This window comes from Pseudoduganella sp. jia 9 (genome assembly GCF_055502615.1).
The window spans coordinates 100,922-119,363 of sequence record NZ_JBUPWE010000014.1 but is presented as its reverse complement, the minus strand read 5'-3'; the positions used below and the strand labels follow the sequence as shown (position 1 = coordinate 119,363).

Sequence of the window (18,442 nt, the reverse complement as noted above, 5' to 3'; positions counted from 1 at the left end):
CGTGGTTCAGAACAAGTGGTATGTTCATCCGGCGATCGCCGTGGCGGTCCTCATCAATGTCTTCGTGATGGGGCTTGCCATTGCCTGGTCCGGCGACCCGGCAAAGCTGCAGCGCCTGCTGGTGGAAGACGGCATCGTCGAATGGATGCAGTTCCTGTGCTTCGCGGTGACGTCAGGCCTGCTGGCCTTTGCCGCCGTCGAACATTGGCAGCGCGAACGGCGCATCGACCTGCCGCTGCTGGCGCTGGCCGGCCTGGCCGGCATCGTGGCGCTGGCCGCGCTGGAGGAAATCAGCTGGTTCCAGCGCATCCTGAACGTCGCCACGCCGGAGTACTTCGCGCAGAACAACCGCCAGGGCGAAACCAACCTGCACAACCTGGCCATCGGCGAAAAGGGCAGCATCCACAAGACGATCCTGCTGAAGCTCATCGCCATCGCCGGCCTGACGCACAATATCGTGCTGCCGCTGCTGGCCCGCAAGCGCCCGGCGGTACGCGACTTCGTCGAGCGTTTCGGCCTGTACCTGCCGCCCTTGTCCGCATCGGTGGTCTACATCGTGCTGGTGGCGATTTCCCACCTGGTGATCGACCACCCGCGCAAGGGCGAGCTGGGCGAAATGTTCGGCGCGGTGCACTATCTGGCCACCGTCTTTGTCGCCTACTTCCTCGGCATCGGCTACGGCAAGCGGCCCATCTTTGAAACGCCGGCCGACAGCCGCCGCGTGGGCACGCTGTTCGCGATGCTGCTGGTATTCCTGCTGCTGACCGGCTGGCTGCTGAGCGCCGGCGCCGGTGCCGAACCGTACCTGGCACTGCACCCGAACGGCAAGGAGTAACCCGTCGCCCCGGCCGGGCCGGTCAGCTTCTCTTCCGGTCGTGGTGCCATAGCACGTCGCTGCCGCCGGCAAAACGGTTCAGCACGCGGGCCAGCACGAACAGCAGGTCCGACAGGCGGTTGACGTACTGGCGCGGGTGGTCGTGGATGGTTTCCTCGCTGCCCAGCGTGACGATACTGCGCTCGGCGCGCCGGCACACGGTGCGGCATACGTGCGCCAGCGCCGCGGCGCGCGAACCGGCCGGCAGGATGAACTCCGTCAGCGCCGGCAGGGTACCGTTGTATTTCTCCAGCAGCGCGTCGAGCCGCTCGACGTGCTCTTCCTTGATGAGCTGGTAGCCGGGAATGCACAGTTCACCGCCCAGGTCGAACAGGTCGTGCTGGATCGATACCAGTTCCTCGCGCAGTTCGTCCGGCAGCGCTTCGCACAGCAGCACGCCCAGGTTCGAATTCAGTTCGTCGACATCGCCCATGGCGTGCACGCGCACGCTGTCCTTGCGGGTGCGGCTGCCGTCGCCCAGGCCGGTGGTGCCGTTGTCGCCCGTGCGGGTCGCGATCTTCGATAGCCGGTTGCCCATGCTCGTCTCCGTAGGTTGAAAGGTGCGAGCATACGCCAGAATCGCCGCCGTCCGCCATGGCCTGCCGTTTCGCCCTACAATCGGCCCATGAGCATGCCGTTCACCGAAAGCCGCCAGCGCGACGTCGCACGGGCCCTGGGCGCCGTGTTGCCGCCGGCCTGCGTGCTGTCCCGCCTGGAAGATACCCGCCCGTACGAATGCGACGGCCTGTCCGCGTTCCGCCAGCCGCCGATGATCGTCGCGCTGCCGCAGGACGAGGCGCAGGTGCTGGCGGTGCTGGACGTGTGCCGCCGCATGAACGTGCCGATCGTGCCGCGCGGCGCCGGCACCGGGCTGTCCGGCGGGGCGATGCCGATCGCCGACGGCGTGGTGCTGTCCACCGCGAAGCTGAACCGTATCGTGCGGGTCGATGCCCATGCGCGCACCGCCGTCGTGCAGCCAGGCGTGCGCAATCTGGCCATTTCCGAGGCCGCCGCGCCGTACGGCCTGTACTACGCCCCCGATCCCTCGTCGCAGATCGCCTGCACCATCGGCGGCAACGTGGCGGAGAATTCCGGCGGCGTGCATTGCCTGAAGTACGGCCTCACCGTGCACAATGTGCTGCGCGTGCGCGTGGCCACCATCGACGGGCACGTCGTCGAACTGGGCAGCGAAGCCCCCGACGCGCCGGGGCTCGACCTGCTGGCCGTGTTCATCGGTTCGGAAGGCATGCTGGGCATCGTCACGGAGGTCACCGTAAAACTGGTGCCGAAGCCGGCGGTGCAGCGCGTGATCATGGCGTCGTTCGGCGATATCGTCACCGGTGCCAACGCGGTGGCGCGCGTGATCGCTGCCGGCATCATTCCCGCCGGCCTGGAAATGATGGACCAGACTTCGTCGCGCATGGTCGAGCCGTTCGTCCACGCCGGCTACGATCTCGACGCCGCGGCGATCCTGCTGTGCGAGGCCGACGGCACGCCCGAAGAAGTGGAAGACGAGATCGCGCGCATGGCGGCCGTGCTGCAGGAAGCCGGCGCGACCGCCATCGCGGTGTCGGCCAGCGAGGCCGAGCGGCTGAGGTTCTGGTCGGGCCGCAAGAACGCATTCCCGGCCGCCGGCCGCATTTCGCCCGATTATTACTGCATGGACGGCACGATTCCCCGCAGGCACCTGGCGCGGGTGTTATCGGGCATCGCACAGATGGAAGTGAAATATGGCCTGCGCTGTGCCAACGTGTTCCATGCCGGCGACGGCAACCTGCACCCGCTGATCCTGTTCGATGCCAACGTGCCGGACGAACTGGCGCGCGCCGAGGCGTTCGGCGCCGATATCCTTGCGCTGTGCGTGGCTGTCGGCGGCACGATCACCGGCGAGCATGGCGTGGGCATCGAGAAGATCGATTCGATGTGCGTGCAGTTCGGTGCCGGCGAGCTGAACGCCTTCTTCGGCGTCAAGCGCGCCTTCGATCCGCCATCGCTGCTCAATCCGGACAAGGCCATTCCCACGCTGCAGCGCTGCGCCGAGTTCGGCCGAATGCGCGTGACGGGCGGCGTGCTGCCGCATCCGGACCTGCCGCGGTTCTAGCGTCCTACAGCAGCGCCTCGATATCGGCGGCGATGTCGTCCGGCTTGGTCGACGGCGCATAGCGCTTGGCCACGCTGCCGTCCCGGCGCACCAGGAATTTCGTGAAATTCCACTTGATGCCTTCGGTGCCCAGCACGCCAGGCGCTGTTTTCTTCAGGTGCTGGAACAGCGGGTGGGCATTGTCGCCGTTGACGTCGATCTTGGCGAACAGCGGGAATGTGACGCCATAGTTCTTTTCGCAGAAGGCGCCGATTTCCTCGTGCGTGCCCGGTTCCTGCGCGCCGAACTGGTTGCAGGGGAAGCCCAGCACTTCGAAGCCCCGCTCGCGGAAGCGTTCGTGCAGCTTTTCCAGGCCGGCGTACTGCGGCGTGAAGCCGCAGGCACTGGCAGTGTTCACGATCAGCAGCACCTTGTCCTGGTACTGGCCCAGGTCCACCGGTTGCCCGGCCAGCCCGACAGCGGAAAAATCAAAGACGGTGCTCATGTGGTCTCCTCGGGTTCTCGTGGTTCTTTTGTTTCTCTAGATCAGGCCCAGGTGTTCGGTGCCGGACGACAGGTCGCGGTGCGCGCCTTTGCCTTCGAGCTTGATGGCCAGGCGCAGGTCGTTGACGGAGTCGGCATTGCGCAGCGCATCCTCGTAGCTGATCTTGTCCGCCTCGTAGAGATCGAACAGCGACTGGTCGAACGTCTGCATGCCCAGCTCGCGCGACTTCTTCATCAGCTCCTTGATCTCATGCACCTTGCCCTGGAAGATCAGGTCGGAGATCAGCGGGGAATTGAGCAGGATTTCGATCGCCACCGCGCGCCCGCGGCTTTCCTTCAGCGGAATCAGGCGTTGCGAGATCATGCCCTTCAGGTTCAGTGACAGGTCCATCAGCAACTGCTGGCGGCGCTCTTCGGGGAAGAAGTTGATGATGCGGTCCAGCGCCTGGTTGGCACTGTTGGCGTGCAGCGTGGCCAGGCACAGGTGGCCCGTTTCGGCAAACGCGATCGCATGGTCCATCGTTTCGCGGTCGCGGATCTCGCCAATCTGGATCACGTCCGGCGCCTGGCGCAGCGTATTCTTCAGGGCGATCTCCCAGTCTTCCGTGTCGACGCCGACCTCGCGCTGCGTGACGATGCAGTTGCGGTGCGGGTGCACGAATTCGACCGGATCCTCGATCGTGATGATGTGGCCGTAGCTGTGCTCGTTGCGGTAGCCGACCATTGCCGCCAGCGTCGTCGACTTGCCGGAGCCGGTGGCGCCGACCATGATCACCAGGCCGCGCTTGGCCATGACGACTTCCTTCAGCACGGGCGGCAGGGCCAGCTCGTCCAGGTCGGGAATCTTGCTGTTGATGACCCGCAGCACCATGCCGGCGGCGCCCATCTGCACGAAGGCCGAGACGCGGAAGCGCCCCAGGTCGCCGGGGCTGATGGCGAAGTTCGCTTCCTTGGTCTGCTCGAACGTGGCGGCCTGCTTGTCGTTCATGATCGAACGGGCCAGGTCGGCCGTATGCGCGGCCGTCAGCGGCTGCGCGGAGACGGGCGTGAGCTTGCCGTCGATTTTCATCGCCGGCGGGAAGCCGGCGGTAATGAAGAGGTCCGATCCTTTTTTGCCGACCATCAGGCGCAGCAGGTCGAACATGAATTTACTGGCCTGGTCGCGTTCCATGACGGCTTCTTATCCGGGAAAGTTTTCGGGGATCTTGGCAGCCGAGCGCGCGGTGGCCGCCGAGATCACGTTGCGGCGTACCAGGTCGGTCAGGTTCTGGTCCAGCGTCTGCATGCCGGCATTGCTGCCGGTCTGGATCGCCGAGTACATCTGCGCGATCTTGGCTTCGCGGATCAGGTTGCGGATCGCCGGCGTGCCCACCATGATCTCGTGCGCGGCTACCCGGCCGGCACCATCCTTGGTCTTCAGCAGCGTCTGCGAAATCACCGCTTGCAGCGATTCGGACAGCATGGCCCGCACCATTTCCTTTTCCTCGGCGGGGAACACGTCGACGATGCGGTCGATCGTTTTCGCGGCGGACGACGTGTGCAGCGTGCCGAACACCAGGTGGCCCGTCTCCGCGGCGGACAGGGCCAGGCGGATCGTTTCCAGGTCGCGCAGCTCGCCGACCAGGATCGCGTCCGGGTCTTCGCGCAGCGCCGAGCGCAGCGCATTGCTGAACGACAGCGTGTGCGGACCCACTTCGCGCTGGTTGATCAGGCACTTCTTCGATTCATGCACGAACTCGATCGGGTCCTCGATGGTGAGGATGTGGCCGTATTCATGCTCGTTCAGGTGATTCACCATGGCGGCCAGCGTGGTCGACTTGCCGGAGCCGGTGGGGCCGGTGACGAGCACCAGGCCGCGCGGCTTCAGCGCGAACTCGCCGAAGATCTTCGGCGCGTTCAGGTCTTCCAGCGTGAGGATCTTCGACGGGATCGTGCGCAGCACGGCCGAGGCGCCGCGGTCCTGGTTGTAGGCATTGACACGGAAGCGCGCCAGGCCGGGGATGGCAAAGCTGAAATCGACTTCGAGCATCTCTTCGTACGCCTTGCGCTGGGAGTCGTTCATGATGTCATAGATCATGCGGTGCACTTCCTTGTGCTCCAGCGGATCCACGTTCAGGCGGCGCACATCGCCGTGCACGCGGATCATCGGCGGCAGGCCGGCCGACAGGTGCAGGTCGGAAGCCTTGTTTTTCACGGAGAACGCGAGCAGATCGGAGATGTCCATTTATAATCCCTGTGCCTAAAAAATAATGCCAGCTATGGTCCCCAAGCTGGCGCTTCAGATTATGTCCGGAATCCCAGAGCGTTTGCAAGCTGTCGAAAATGCCATTGTGGCCGCGTGCGGCGAGGCGCGGCGCCCCGCTGGCTGCGTGCAGCTGCTGGCCGTGTCGAAGACCTTCGGCGCCGATGCCGTGCTCGCGGCCGCCCAGGCCGGGCAGCGCGCGTTCGGCGAAAACTATGTACAGGAAGGCGTGGACAAGATCCAGGCATTGAAAGAGCTGGGCCTGGCATGGCATTTCATCGGCCCGATCCAGAGCAACAAGACGCGGCCCATTGCCGAACACTTCGACTGGGTGCATACGGTCGAGCGCGAGAAGATCGCCGTGCGGCTGTCCGAACAGCGCCCGCCGGCGCTGGGGCCGCTGAACGTGTGCGTGCAGGTCAACATCAGCGGCGAGGCCAGCAAGAGCGGCGCCACGCCGGACGAGGTCGAGTCGCTGGCAGAGGCGGTGGCGCGGCTGCCGAACCTCGCATTGCGCGGGTTGATGGCGATCCCGGAACCCGCGGACGACTTTGCAGCGCAGCGTGCACCCTTCGCTGCGATGCATGAACTGTTCGAACGACTGCGCGACAAATTCGGGCCTGGTTTCGACACGCTGTCGATGGGGATGTCCGCCGACATGCGCGCGGCGATCCTGGAAGGTGCCACCATCGTCCGCGTGGGCAGCGCCATTTTCGGCGCGCGAACTTATAACAAATAACTGAGCAATTAACAGAGACAAGCAAGGGATATCCATGAAGATTGCATTCATCGGCGGCGGCAACATGGCCGCCGCGCTGATCGCCGGCCTGGCCGGCAAGGTTACGCCGGGCGCCAATATCCACGTCGTCGATCCGAATCCGGCCGCATTGGAAGCGCTGCATGCGCAGCATGGCGTGACGACGGCATCGGCGATCGACGACGCCGTCAGCGCGGCCGAGGTGATCGTGCTGGCCGTGAAACCGCAGAGCATGCGCGAGGCCGTGGCGCCGCTGGTGCCGTTGCTGGCGAACGCCGGCCCGCATGGAAAGCATGCGCCGCTGGTGCTGTCGATCGCCGCCGGCATCCGCAGCGCCGACCTGTCGCGCTGGCTCGGCGGCTATGGCGCGATCGTGCGCTGCATGCCGAACACGCCGGCGCTGATCGGCATGGGCATCTCGGGTCTCGTCGCCTCGCCGGGCGTGACGGCATCGCAGCGCCAGGCAGCCGACCAGGTATTGAAAGCCGTCGGCGCTACCGTGTGGCTGGACGACGAAGAAAAGATCGATGCGGTGACCGGGGTTTCCGGCAGCGGCCCGGCCTACGTGTTCTACTTCATCGAGGCCATGCAGCAGGCCTCCGTCGAGCTGGGGTTGACGGCCGAGCAGGGGCTGGAGCTGGCGAAGGCCACCTTTACCGGCGCCGCGCAACTGGCTGCCCGGTCGGATGAGCCGGTGGCGCTGCTGCGCGAGCGGGTCACGTCGAAGGGCGGCACCACCCATGCGGCACTGACCAGCATGGAAGAGAGCGGTGTGAAGGCGGCGATCGTCACCGCCGTGAAGGCCGCTGCGGCGCGCGGCAAGGAACTGGGCGAACAGATGGGCGGGGATAGCTGAAGTCGATCGCGATACGGGGGAGGCTGCATGGACAAGCTGGAGAGAAAACCGTGGTTCGTGATGCTGGTCAGCATCCTGACGACGATGACGACGCTGTACCTGACCGAAGGCGCCGGATTGCCGACGCTGACCGGGATGAATCCCTATCAGGCCATCCTGTACTTCCTCTGCTTCGGCGCGTGCTGGAAGCTGTATTCGTTCGGTGGCTGGCTGCTGGCGCTATGCTTCCATACGCCGGCGGCAAAGGGCTGATGCCTGGATGATGAAAAACGGCCCGCAATGCGGGCCGTTTTTTTCGCCGACAGGCGGGATCAGTCGCGCGAGATGATCACGCCGGCCAGCAGGCCCACGACGGCACCGATGACGACCGAACGCCATGGGTTGTCGTGCACGTAGGTATCGGCGCACTGGGCGGCGAGCTTGCCTTTTGCCAGCGCGTTGTCTTCCAGGGTCAGCAGGTTGGTTTTCGCGCTGCGCAGGGTTTCCTTGAAGTGCGACTTGGCTTCTTCGGCACCGTCGGCGCTGGAACTGGCCGCGCTGCGCAGCCACTGTTCGGCGTCGCCGATGGCGGTTTTCAGGTCGCTCATCAGGCGGTCGCGCGCGGCGCTCGTGTCGCTGCCGATGCTGCCGGTGCCAGCGGTGCTGCCGGCGCCGTTACCTGCGGTGGGGTTGTTCGTCTGATCCATGGTCGCCTCGTGTTTGATTGTGGGAAAGCTGGAGTAGGCAGCCGCATGCAAGAGATTGCTTAATCGCAACTATTTACGCATGACAGATGTCAGCGCAGCGCGAAGTCCAGCGCGATCCCGGCAAATACGGCCGCTCCCAGGTAGTTATTGTGGCGGAATGCTGCAAAGCACGGCGCACGCTCGCGTCCACGGATCAGGAAGTAGTGGTAAACGGCGCAGGCGGCGGCAATTGCAAGGCCCGCCTGGTACCACGTGCCGAGGCCGAAATGGGCGCCGGCGGCCAGCAGGATCGCCAGGTGCACGCCGTAGCACAGCATCACGGCCGCCACGTCGAAGCGGCCGAAGGTGATGGCCGAGGTCTTGATGCCGATCTTCAGGTCGTCATCCCGGTCGACCATCGCATACTCGGTGTCGTAGGCCACGGCCCAGAACACGTTCCCCAGCAACAGCAGCCAGGCCCAAGCCGGCACCGTGTCCTGAACGGCGGCGAACGCCATCGGAATGCCGAAGCCGAACGCGATACCGAGGTACGCCTGCGGGATCGCGAAGAAGCGCTTGAAGTAGGGGTAGGTGCCGGCAATGATCAAGGCCGCCACGGACAATTGCTTGACGAGGGCATTGAGCGGCTGGATCAGCAGGAACGCCGCGAGCGACAGGCCGGCGGCCAGGGCCAGCGCTTCCCTGCCGCTGACGCGGCCGCTGGTGATCGGGCGGTCGGCGGTGCGCTTGACGTGGCGGTCGAAATCCTGGTCGGCATAATCGTTGACGGCGCAGCCGGCCGAGCGCATCAGCAAGGTGCCGAGGCAGAAGATCGCCAGCAGGTGCCAGTCCGGCACGCCGTTCGAGGCCAGCCACAACGCCGACAGCGTGGGCCACAACAGCAGCACGGTGCCGATCGGCTTGTCCAGCCGGACCAGGCGGACATACAGTTGCAGCCTGCTCGGGGCGGGGGACGAAGCAGGATTGGGAGCGGAATCGGGAGCAGGAGCGTGCATGATCGGTGATCCTCAGGCGGTCGCTTCGGCCGTGTTCGAGCCGGGATTGTTCAAGCCAAGATTGATCACGCCGGGCAGGCGGATCTGGGCAATGGCATCGCATACCGCGTCGATCGCGGCCTTGCGGGTAAAACTCTTGCGCCACAGGATGACGACGCGGCGCGACGGCTGCGGGTCCTCGAAATGGCGGAACTGCAGCATGCCGTCCTTTGCTTCCATGTCGGCCACCGAAGCGCGCGGCAGCACCGTCAGGCCGATGCCGGAAGCAACCATGTGGCGGATGGTTTCCAGCGACGAGCCTTCGAACGTGCGCTGCATGCCGTTGCCGGGCGTCGAGAAGCGCGCCATCTCGGGGCACACTTCGAGCACCTGGTCGCGGAAGCAGTGGCCGGCGCCCAGCAGCAGCATGGTTTCGCTTTTCAGGTCTTCGGCCGGGATGCGTTCGCGGGCTGTCCACGGATGGCTGTTCGGCATCGCCACCACGAACGGTTCGTCGTACAGCGTCTGCATGGCCATGCCGTGCTCGGGCAGCGGCAGGGCCATGATGGCGGCATCGAGCTCGCCCTGGCGCAGCAGTTCGAGCAGCTTGACCGTATAGTTTTCCTGCAGGATCAGCGGCATCTGCGGGGTGTGCTCGATCATCGTCTTCACCAGCGGCGGCAGCAGGTAGGGGCCGATCGTGTAGATGACGCCGAGGCGCAGCGGGCCGGCCAGCGGATCCTTGTTCTGCTTGGCCAGCTCCTTGATGGCGGCGGTCTGCTCCAGCACGCGTTCGGCCTGGGCCACGATCTGTGCGCCGAGCGGCGTGACGGAAATTTCCGCGCCGCCACGCTCGAACAGCATCACGCCCAGCTCGTCCTCGAGCTTCTTGATCGCTACCGACAGCGTGGGCTGGGCCACGAAGCAGGCTTCGGCGGCGTGGCCGAAGTGCTTGGCGCGCGCGACGGCGACGATATATTTCAGTTCGGTGAGTGTCATAGAGTCAATGCAGGTCGATACATGCGGGGCGTTCCGGACGGGGTATTGTAACGGAATGCCCCTGCGGGAACGGCTCGCGGTGCGCCTGGCCGGGCCCCCGCACGGGCCTCTATAATGCGGGGTCCGACACTTACCGGTTTTTGCCATGCCCTCGTTCGAAGACAAGATCTGCCCCCGCGACCAGTTGCGCGCCCGCGTTGCCGCCCTGCCCAAGCCGGTCGTGGTGACCAACGGCGTGTTCGACATCCTGCATCGCGGCCACGTCACCTACCTGGCGCAGGCGCGCGCACTGGGCGCCGCGCTGGTGGTGGCGGCCAATACCGATGCCTCGGTCAAGCGGCTGGGCAAGGGCGACGACCGTCCGCTGAATACGCTGGACGACCGGATGGCCGTGCTGGCCGCGCTGGAGTCGGTGGACCTGGTCGTGCCGTTCGACGAGGACACGGCGCTGGAAGTGGTGCTGGAAGCGCAGCCGGAAATCTATGCCAAGGGCGGCGATTACGACATGGCGGCAATCCCGGAAGGGCAGGCAGTGCTGGCCTACGGCGGCAAGGCCGTGGCGATCGACTTCGAGCATGACCGTTCGACGACGAAGCTGCTGGCCAGGGTACGCGAATTCACTGCTCGTTCTGCAGGATCGTGATCTTCCCGTCCGGTTCCAGGAAAGCGCATTTCATCTTGTGAACCGGGCAGTCGGCCTCGCGCAGGGCCTGCTCGACGTCGCCTTCGGCCACCCGGCAGCTCCTGACGACGTCATCGAAAATCTTGCCGTCCCGGCCCAGCAGCACGGGGCGCCCATCGATCAGGTCGGCGAGCTTGCGGCTGCGCGACGTGGCCACGGCAAAGAACACATTCAGTGCGATCAGCGTGGTGGCAATGATCAGGCCGCCCGGCAGCGACTCGTCTCCCCCGGTCATCGAGTTCGACACCGCCTCCGACAGCAGCATCACGATCAGCAGGTCGAACGGCGTGAACTGGCCAATGGTGCGCTTGCCCGTGATGCGCACCATGACCAGCAGGAAGCAGTAAACGATGGCGCCACGCACGACGAATTCCCACCACGGCAAGCCCATGTCGAACATAGCACCTCCATCTTGATGATGAGTGTGCTTATACGACTTTTCATGCATTTATGCCAACACCGCAGAGCTTGCGGTGTTCCCCGATCTGCGACACAGCCAGACTGCCGACGGTACTAGCGGGGCGATAAGCAGGATGACAATATTTCAGTCGGCAACGCCACCGCGTCTGCCGCTGGAAACCAGCCCTGTTCAACCAACGCAAAGGATCATCATGAGCTTTCGTAACGGCCTCAATTCGCTGCTTCGCCCGGAGGATTCGGTACTCGTCCTGATCGACCATCAGCCTTTCCAGCTCGCGAACCTGCACAGCCACACCGCACACGAGGTAGTCAACAACGCGGCGGCGCTGACGAAAACCGCCAAGGCCTTCCGCGTCCCGACCATCCTTACCAGCGTCATCGCCGACCGGGGCGGCCTGGTCTTTTCGCAGATCACCGATGTCTTCCCCAATCAGGAAGTGATCGATCGCACCACCCTCAACACCTGGGAAGACCCGAACGTCGTCGATGTCGTCAAGGCGACCGGCCGCAAGCAGCTGATCATCGCCGGCCTCTATACCGAGATCTGCGTCGCCATGCCGGTGATCCACGCGCTGGGCGAGGGCTGGGACGTGACCGTGGTCGCCGATGCCTGCGGCGGCGTGACCGTCGAGGCCCATGAAAGAGCCATCCAGCGCATGCTCGCCGCCGGCGCCAATGTGATGACGTGGCTGGCGGTGGCGTCCGAATGGCAGCGCGACCATGCGCGCACGGAGCACATCCTCGAATTCGTCGAAGTGCTCAAGGCGCATGAGCCGGGCAGCGGTATTGCGTTCCTGTGGGAACAGCAACTGCTCAATACCAAGGTGGAGACCTTGCAGAGCTCGGGCTTCTGATCTAAACAGCAGACGCACATTCACGCGTCGCGCCGCGGCGGCGCAAACCGGGAGCCGCACGTGGAAAACATTGGACCAGACCTGTCGGGAATGCAGCGTGTACCGCTGGCGCAATCGCACGTCGCCGCCATCCGCGGCGCGGGCACCCGGACCCGCCATCCGGCCGGCACGGTACTGGTCCGGCCCGGTGATCCCGTCGAGAACTTCGTCTACGTCGAGGAGGGCGAGATCGAGGTCGTGAACAGTTTCACCGGGGAGCGCCTGGTCGCCGCCACGCTGGGACCGGCCCAGTTCATGGCAGAGATTTCGTTCCTTGCTGGCGGCAGCTGGTCGACGATGTTCCGGGCGGCCCGCGATACTACTGTCATCGAGGTGCCTCGCGCCGACATGCTCGCGCTGATGGCGCACGTCCCCGAGATGTCGGACATCATCATCACCATCCTTGCGGGACGGCGCCGCAAGCAGCTGGAAGTGGCCCTGGAAACGGGGCACAGCTCGCTCGTGCTCATCGGCGAGGAGGAGCACCGCGAGATCCGGCGGATTGCCGAATTCGCCGGCCGCAACCGGCTGCCGTACGTGTCCCACCCGCTGGGCAGCGCGCAGGCGCATGCGGTGGCCGTGAGCTGCTCGGCCGATCCGGACCGGCCCGCCGTGATCTTCGGCAAGGACACGGTCGTCACCGATCCGACGCCGGAAAAGATCGCCCGGCTGATCGGGTTGAACCAGGACCTCGTCGACGACGAGGCAGTCGACGTATTGATCGTCGGCAGCGGCCCGGCAGGCGTCTCGGCAGGCGTCTATGCGGGTGCCGAGGGGTTGAGCGCACTGGTGGTCGAGGACATCGCCATCGGCGGGCAGGCCGGCACGTCGAGCAGGGTCGAGAACTACATGGGCTTCCCGACAGGTATCTCCGGCGCGGACCTCGTGTGGCGGGGACATGTGCAGGCGATGAAGTTCGGCACGCGCTTTGCCATGCCGCTTCGCGTCGAGGCCCTGGACAGGCTGGAGGACGGTACGTTCTGCGCCACGTTCCACAATGGCCAGCGGATCCGCTCCCGCGCCGTGGTCATCGCAACCGGCGTCCAGTATCGCCGCCTGCCCATCGACCGCCTCGCCGAATTCGAGGGGGCGGGGATCTACTATTCCGCCACCGAGAACGAGGCACGCTTTTGCCGTCACGGAGAAGTGATCGTCATCGGCGGCGGCAACTCCGCCGGACAGGCGGCAATGTTCCTCAGCCGCGTCGCCGCCAAGGTCCGGCTCCTGGTCCGCGGCGACTCGCTGGCCGCCTCGATGTCCAGCTATCTGTCGACCCGCCTCGAGGCCGATCCCGCGATCACGATCGACTACGGCGCCAGGATGGTGGCCTTGCATGGCGACGGGAGGCTGGCAGCGGTAACGATCCGTCGCAACGGTTCGGACGAAACGGTCGACACCTGCGCCGTGTTCGTGATGGTGGGCGCGGTGCCGAACACGGGCTGGCTTGCCGGCCTGGTGCGGCTCGACGACAAGGGCTTCGTGCTGACCGGTGGCGACGTCGACGCCGATTCGCCCTACACCGCTTCCTGCCCCGGCATCTTCGCCGTCGGCGACGTGCGGGCCGGTTCGACCAAGCGTGTCGCCTCGTCGGTCGGAGAAGGGTCGGTCGTCATCTCCCGCGTCTGGGAGCATCTCCTTCGGCCGGGCGAATGACCGCGCCGGAAGCTCGCCCTGCCGACGTATTCGAACTACATTGAAAAGGAAGACGTGATGTCTGGAACGAGCCTGGTACAAACCATCGGACCGGCGGTCGTGCTGATGGGCGCTGCAGTGATCGCGGTGCCGTTGTTTCGACGGCTCGGCCTTGGATCGGTACTCGGCTATTTTGCCGCCGGCATGCTGATCGGTCCGTCGGCCATGGGACTGGTGACGAATGCCGGGTCGATCCTCCATATCTCCGAGCTGGGCGTGGTGATGTTCCTGTTCGTGATCGGACTGGAACTGCGCCCGCACAAGCTGTGGGCCATGCGTGGCCAGATCTTCGGCCTCGGTCTCGCCCAGGTGACCGCTGCCACTGCCGCGCTGACGCTGACTGCGTACGCGGTTTTTGGCTTCCCGGCGCCAGCTGCCTTTGTCGCCGGGGCCGGCTTCGTTCTGTCGTCGACCGCCGTCATCATGATGGTGCTGCAGGACCGGGGCGAGATGTCTGGAACGGAGGGGCAGAAGTCCGTGGCGATCCTGCTGTTCGAAGACCTGATGATCGTGCCGTTGCTGGCCGTCGTAGCCTTGCTGTCGCCGCCGGCGCAACAGGAATCCGGATGGTCCGGCATGCTCATCGCGATCGCGGCGCTGCTGTCGCTGCTGGCCGTGTCGCGCTGGGCCCTGAACCCGTTCTTCGCCTTGCTGGCGCAGACGCGGACACGCGAAGTGCTGACCGCGGGCGCGCTGCTGGTCGTGCTCTGCGCCGCGTTGCTGATGGAATTCGCCGGCCTCTCGATGGCCATGGGTGCATTCCTGGCCGGCGTGATGCTGTCGAGTTCGAGCTACCGGCACCAGATCGAAAGCGACATCGAACCGTTTCGCGGCCTGCTGATGGGACTGTTCTTCCTGGCGGTCGGGATGTCACTGGACCTGGCCATCGTCGCGGCGGAATGGCGCTTGCTGCTGTCATTGCTGCTCGCATTCATGTTCGCGAAGGGTGTCGCGGTGTATGCGACTGGGCGCATCTTCGGAGCATCCCGGCACCAGGCCCTGCACCGCACGTCGATGTTCCTGCAAGGCGGCGAATTCGCCTTCGTGCTGTACGCCGCCGCCATGTCGGCCGGGATTCTCGATGCGCGGACCAATGCCCTGTTCTCCACGGTCGTCATCCTGTCGATGGCGGCGTCGCCCGTGATCATGCTTTCCGCCGACCGCCTGCTGCGAACGGAAGCGTCGATGGAGGGCATCGACGCCGCCCGGGACCTGAAGGGAAGGGTGCTCGTCATCGGCTTCGGCCGGTTCGGGCAGATCGCCTCGCAGATCCTGCTGTCCAGTGGCGTCAGGCTGTCCGTCATCGACAAGGATCCCGTCCGCATCCGCGATGCGCAGCGGTATGGTTTCAAGGTCTTCTTTGGCGAAGGCACCCGGCTGGACACGCTGCGCCACTCGGGCGGGGGAGACGTCGATGCCATCATGGTATGCATCGACGACCGGAAGGCCGCCACGCAGATCGTGAAGCTGGCACAGAGCCAGTTCCCGCAGGCCAGGCTCCTGGTGCGCAGCTATGACCGCGAACATGCGGTGGAACTGATCCGCGCGGGCGTGGATTTCCAGATCCGCGAAACGGTCGAATCGGCTTACCTGATGGGGGCGGAGGGCTTGCGCGCACTGGGCTACGCGCCGGCCGATGTCGACGAGGCGGCCAGCGACATCCGCCAGCGCGATGCCGAGCGGCTGTCGGAGCAGGTGCAGGGGGATTCCATGTCGGGCCTCGACCGTATCCATTTTCCGATCATTCCGGAGCCGCTGCATGTACCACCATTGGCGAAACCGCTCGCCAGGTAGTGACATGACAGGCAATTTTTTCGTGCTTTCATGTTCGGCAGGAAGTACCATCGAGGAGGAGCCTGTATCGCGAAACGGAGCAGTCATTGGATATCGAGGAATTACGGACATTCGTGGAAGTTGCCGATGCCGGCGGCATCTCGCCTGCCGCGCTGCGGCTCGGCGTTGCCAAGTCGATCGTCAGCCGCCGGCTCGCCCGGCTGGAAGAGGACCTGGGCATCCAGCTGCTGTCGCGCACCACCCGCGGCGCAGCGCTGACGGAAGCCGGCGCCACGTTTCGCGATTACGCGGCCAGGGTCTGCGCCGAGATGGACCTGGCAAAGGAAACGATTGCCCCGGCGGGCGAACTGCGCGGACGCCTGCGCATTGCCGCCCCGCTGACATTCGGCCCGACGCATTTCGCGCCGGTGCTCGCGGAGATGGCACGACGCCATCCGCAGCTGCAGATCCAGACCTGCTACAGCGACCACGTCGTCAATCTCATCACGGAAGGTTACGACTGCGCGATACGGGTCGGCTATCTCCAGGACTCCAACCTCATCGCAAGACGGGTCGGACCGGTTCATGGAACGACGGTCGCGAGTCCGGAATACATCAAGGCGCATGGAGCGCCCGCGACACCCGATGAGCTGCTTGGCCACCAGGCCCTGATGCAGGGCACCGAATCCTGGTTTTTCATGGATGGCGGCAAGACCGTCACGGTACGCCCGCAAGGGCGCTTCAAGGCCGATAACGGCGCAGCCCTGGTGGCGGCCGCGCTCGCGGGGCTCGGCATTGGCTGGCTCCCCAACATCCTCGTCCAGGAACATCTGGATTCCGGCGCGCTCGTCGCCGTCATGACGCGCTATCCGCCGCCCCCTGCGGCGGCTTACGTCGTCCGGCCGCCCGGCCCGAATCCTGCAAAGAAGATACGCATCCTGACCGAACTGCTGATCGAGCATTTCGACAGCATGCCCCATATCGCCAGGGTTCCTCTCGGCTGACTTCCGGCGCCCGCATGCCGGTCCGCGTTCCCCATTTGGCGACACAGCACGCCATCAGGTAGCGCTATCGCGGAAGGCTGGCGAAAAGCACAATCGTCCCTCAGGAATGCCGCCATTGGCGGACGTTCCCTTCCGCTCGCCGGGCCGGATCGGCGCAGCGCGGTGCCTTTCAAATCCAACACAGGGGAACGACAGTGAAGTCGACAATACTGATGGCAATCATGGTGGTGAGCGGCCTGGCCAACACCCATGCACAGGCCGCCCAGGAGGCGCCAGGCGCGGACCTGATCGTGCACAACGCGAAGATATTCACCGGCAATCCCGCGCAGCCCTCGGCGTCCGCCCTGGCCGTCAAGAACGGCCGCATCTACGCAGTGGGGAGCGATGCCGAGGTGCTGGGCCTGAAGAACGCCGGCACGCGGGTCATCGATTCCAGCGGCAGGCGGCTGATACCGGGCATCATCGACGCGCACACCCACGTGCTCAACGAGGGCGGCTACAACTACACGCTGCGGTGGGACGGCGTGCCGACGCTGCGCCGGGCCCTGGCGATGCTGAGCGAGCAGGCCAGGCGGACACCGGAAGGCCACTGGGTGAAGGTGGTCGGCGGCTGGTCTCCCTACCAGTTCGACGAGAAGCGCTTTCCCACCATGGACGAACTGCGCCGGGCAGTCCCGGATCGCCCGTTGATCGTGCAGTATGCCTACAACCGCGCCTTCATGAACCAGCAGGCGATGGATGCCCTCGGCGTGGGCTCCGGCAAGTTTCCCCTGTTGCCGGGCACCGAGTTCGAGAAGGACGGGCAGGGCAGGTACACCGGCGTGGTCCATGGCTATACCTTCCAGTTCGTCGCCATGGAGGCCATGGTTCCACAGCTCTCCTTCGATGAAGAGGTGAGCTCGCTGGTCCAGACGATCCACAGTATCAACCGGGTCGGAGTCACCTCCGTCGTCGATGCGGGCACGGGCTTTCGCGGGTATCCCAAGGCAGTGCGCACCGTCGATGTCCTTGCCCGCGACAACCGCCTCAACGTCCGCATGCCCTTCGTCGACATCCAGCTAGGGGAAGGCGCGGACTTCAACATGGTGGATGCGCAGATCACGGCGATCACCAAGACCGCGCCGATCAGTCCCGGGCACAACCTGCACCCGGGCCTGGCGCACGGCCACGTCTACCGGGGCGCCGGCGAGCTGTTGTCGGCCGAGGTGCACGATCACGAGAACTTCGACCGCCCGGCGGTCATCATCGAGCCGGACAAGATGCGCGAACTGGTGGAGCGGGATGTCGCCAGGCTGGTGCAGCGGCGCATTCCTTTCCGCGAGCACATCACCTATGACGAGAACATCACGCCTTTCCTCGATGCGCTGGGGAAGCTGAACGAGAAGACGCCGCTCGCCGGACTGCGCTGGAGCCTCGAGCATGCCGAGACGATCAGTCCCGCGAACATCGCCAGGGTGAAGGCGCTGGGCGGCGGCATCGCCCTGGACACCAAGATGGCGCTGCATGGCGACGCCTTCATCAAGACCCACGGCCGCGACAAGGCCTTGCAGACACCGCGCCTGCGCCAGCTCGTCGACAGCGGCATCCCGCTGGCCATGACCACCGATGCCTTCCGGGCGGCCTCGTTCAATCCTTGGGTCGGCATCAGCTGGATGGTGACGGGGCAATCGGTTTCCGGAACCGAAGTGCTGGCCCGGGACAACCGCCTGACGCGCGCCGAAGCGCTGGGATTGTTCACCCGCACCGCGGCGTGGTTCATGCATGCGGAGTCCGAGCTGGGCATGATCGCCCCCGGCTACCTGGCCGACTTCGTGCTTCTGGACAGGGATTACTTCACGGTGCCGGAGTCGCAGATCAAGTCCGTTGCCCCGGTCCTGACCGTGATGGACGGCCGGGTGGTGTACGGTGCGCAGGATTACCAGGCGCTGTCGCCGGCATTGCCCGAGATCCTGCCCGCCTGGTCGCCGGTCAAGCACTTCGGCGGCTATCACCAGGCCCGGTGAGGC

General features: G+C 65.3%; 19 protein-coding genes. 11 read left to right on the top strand and 8 right to left on the bottom strand.

Features of this window, described 5'->3' with window-relative positions; genetic code table 11:
• Position 1: 1 nt before the first annotated feature.
• Positions 2 to 835 carry a hypothetical protein gene (locus ACY34H_RS19730; protein WP_464979167.1) on the top strand — a complete coding sequence of 278 codons (834 nt, stop codon included), beginning with the start codon at positions 2 to 4 and terminating at the stop codon, positions 833 to 835.
• Positions 836 to 857: 22 nt separating this feature from the next.
• On the opposite strand, the gene ACY34H_RS19725 is transcribed toward ACY34H_RS19730, so the two are convergent.
• Complete coding sequence (locus ACY34H_RS19725; RefSeq protein WP_464979166.1) at positions 858 to 1,412, bottom strand: cob(I)yrinic acid a,c-diamide adenosyltransferase; 555 nt, start codon at positions 1,410 to 1,412, stop codon at positions 858 to 860.
• A gap of 87 nt (positions 1,413 to 1,499) precedes the next feature.
• Between ACY34H_RS19725 and ACY34H_RS19720 the strand changes: the two genes are divergently transcribed.
• Entirely contained in the window at positions 1,500 to 2,975 is a 1,476-nt protein-coding gene (locus tag ACY34H_RS19720) for an FAD-linked oxidase C-terminal domain-containing protein (protein ID WP_464979165.1), read from the top strand.
• A 4-nt stretch (positions 2,976 to 2,979) separates the two neighbouring features.
• On the opposite strand, the gene ACY34H_RS19715 is transcribed toward ACY34H_RS19720, so the two are convergent.
• From ACY34H_RS19715 to ACY34H_RS19705, 3 genes are read right to left on the bottom strand one after another with little or no spacing between them, the layout of a single operon-like run.
• Positions 2,980 to 3,459 (bottom strand): glutathione peroxidase, encoded by a 480-nt coding sequence (locus ACY34H_RS19715; protein WP_464979164.1) that lies wholly within the window; start codon positions 3,457 to 3,459, stop codon positions 2,980 to 2,982.
• A 36-nt stretch (positions 3,460 to 3,495) separates the two neighbouring features.
• Positions 3,496 to 4,629: a PilT/PilU family type 4a pilus ATPase gene (locus ACY34H_RS19710; protein WP_464979163.1), complete on the bottom strand. Its 1,134-nt coding sequence runs from the start codon at positions 4,627 to 4,629 to the stop codon at positions 3,496 to 3,498.
• 9 nt (positions 4,630 to 4,638) lie between these two features.
• Complete coding sequence (locus ACY34H_RS19705) at positions 4,639 to 5,682, bottom strand: type IV pilus twitching motility protein PilT (RefSeq protein ID WP_464979162.1); 1,044 nt, start codon at positions 5,680 to 5,682, stop codon at positions 4,639 to 4,641.
• A 61-nt stretch (positions 5,683 to 5,743) separates the two neighbouring features.
• Between ACY34H_RS19705 and ACY34H_RS19700 the strand changes: the two genes are divergently transcribed.
• Genes ACY34H_RS19700 through ACY34H_RS19690 form a run of 3 tightly spaced genes read left to right on the top strand, consistent with a single transcriptional unit; the run spans position 5,744 to position 7,565 of the window.
• Positions 5,744 to 6,439 (top strand): YggS family pyridoxal phosphate-dependent enzyme, encoded by a 696-nt coding sequence (locus ACY34H_RS19700; protein WP_464979161.1) that lies wholly within the window; start codon positions 5,744 to 5,746, stop codon positions 6,437 to 6,439.
• Positions 6,440 to 6,473: 34 nt separating this feature from the next.
• A complete protein-coding gene (proC, locus tag ACY34H_RS19695) occupies positions 6,474 to 7,313 on the top strand; it encodes a pyrroline-5-carboxylate reductase (protein ID WP_464979160.1) in 840 nt (279 codons plus the stop codon).
• 27 nt (positions 7,314 to 7,340) lie between these two features.
• Positions 7,341 to 7,565 (top strand): hypothetical protein, encoded by a 225-nt coding sequence (locus ACY34H_RS19690; RefSeq protein WP_464979159.1) that lies wholly within the window; start codon positions 7,341 to 7,343, stop codon positions 7,563 to 7,565.
• Positions 7,566 to 7,624: 59 nt separating this feature from the next.
• On the opposite strand, the gene ACY34H_RS19685 is transcribed toward ACY34H_RS19690, so the two are convergent.
• The 3 genes from ACY34H_RS19685 to ACY34H_RS19675 form a co-directional block, all read right to left on the bottom strand.
• A complete protein-coding gene (locus tag ACY34H_RS19685; RefSeq protein WP_464979158.1) occupies positions 7,625 to 7,999 on the bottom strand; it encodes an ElaB/YgaM/YqjD family protein in 375 nt (124 codons plus the stop codon).
• Between the two features lie 89 nt (positions 8,000 to 8,088).
• A complete protein-coding gene (gene ubiA / locus ACY34H_RS19680) occupies positions 8,089 to 8,994 on the bottom strand; it encodes a 4-hydroxybenzoate octaprenyltransferase (protein WP_464979157.1) in 906 nt (301 codons plus the stop codon).
• Positions 8,995 to 9,006: 12 nt separating this feature from the next.
• Complete coding sequence (locus ACY34H_RS19675) at positions 9,007 to 9,972, bottom strand: hydrogen peroxide-inducible genes activator (RefSeq protein ID WP_464979156.1); 966 nt, start codon at positions 9,970 to 9,972, stop codon at positions 9,007 to 9,009.
• Between the two features lie 145 nt (positions 9,973 to 10,117).
• On the opposite strand from ACY34H_RS19675, the gene rfaE2 reads away from it, so the two are divergent.
• A complete protein-coding gene (gene rfaE2, locus ACY34H_RS19670; RefSeq protein WP_464979155.1) occupies positions 10,118 to 10,615 on the top strand; it encodes a D-glycero-beta-D-manno-heptose 1-phosphate adenylyltransferase in 498 nt (165 codons plus the stop codon).
• Here the strand turns inward: rfaE2 and ACY34H_RS19665 are convergent.
• Positions 10,590 to 11,054 (bottom strand): DUF421 domain-containing protein, encoded by a 465-nt coding sequence (locus ACY34H_RS19665; protein WP_464979154.1) that lies wholly within the window; start codon positions 11,052 to 11,054, stop codon positions 10,590 to 10,592. The two genes, rfaE2 and ACY34H_RS19665, sit on opposite strands and share 26 nt — an antisense overlap.
• A 211-nt stretch (positions 11,055 to 11,265) precedes the next feature.
• Between ACY34H_RS19665 and ACY34H_RS19660 the strand changes: the two genes are divergently transcribed.
• From ACY34H_RS19660 to ACY34H_RS19640, 5 genes are all read left to right on the top strand, one after another.
• Entirely contained in the window at positions 11,266 to 11,928 is a 663-nt protein-coding gene (locus ACY34H_RS19660) for an isochorismatase family protein (protein WP_464979153.1), read from the top strand.
• Positions 11,929 to 11,988: 60 nt separating this feature from the next.
• On the top strand, positions 11,989 to 13,620 hold the full coding sequence (locus ACY34H_RS19655) for an FAD-dependent oxidoreductase (protein ID WP_464979152.1): 1,632 nt from the start codon (positions 11,989 to 11,991) through the stop codon (positions 13,618 to 13,620).
• Positions 13,621 to 13,677: 57 nt separating this feature from the next.
• Positions 13,678 to 15,453, top strand: a complete 1,776-nt coding sequence (locus ACY34H_RS19650; RefSeq protein WP_464979151.1) for a monovalent cation:proton antiporter-2 (CPA2) family protein — start codon at positions 13,678 to 13,680, stop codon at positions 15,451 to 15,453.
• A gap of 86 nt (positions 15,454 to 15,539) precedes the next feature.
• Positions 15,540 to 16,436: a LysR family transcriptional regulator gene (locus tag ACY34H_RS19645; protein ID WP_464979150.1), complete on the top strand. Its 897-nt coding sequence runs from the start codon at positions 15,540 to 15,542 to the stop codon at positions 16,434 to 16,436.
• A gap of 194 nt (positions 16,437 to 16,630) precedes the next feature.
• Positions 16,631 to 18,439: an amidohydrolase gene (locus tag ACY34H_RS19640; RefSeq protein WP_464979149.1), complete on the top strand. Its 1,809-nt coding sequence runs from the start codon at positions 16,631 to 16,633 to the stop codon at positions 18,437 to 18,439.
• The last annotated feature ends 3 nt before the right edge of the window (positions 18,440 to 18,442 follow it).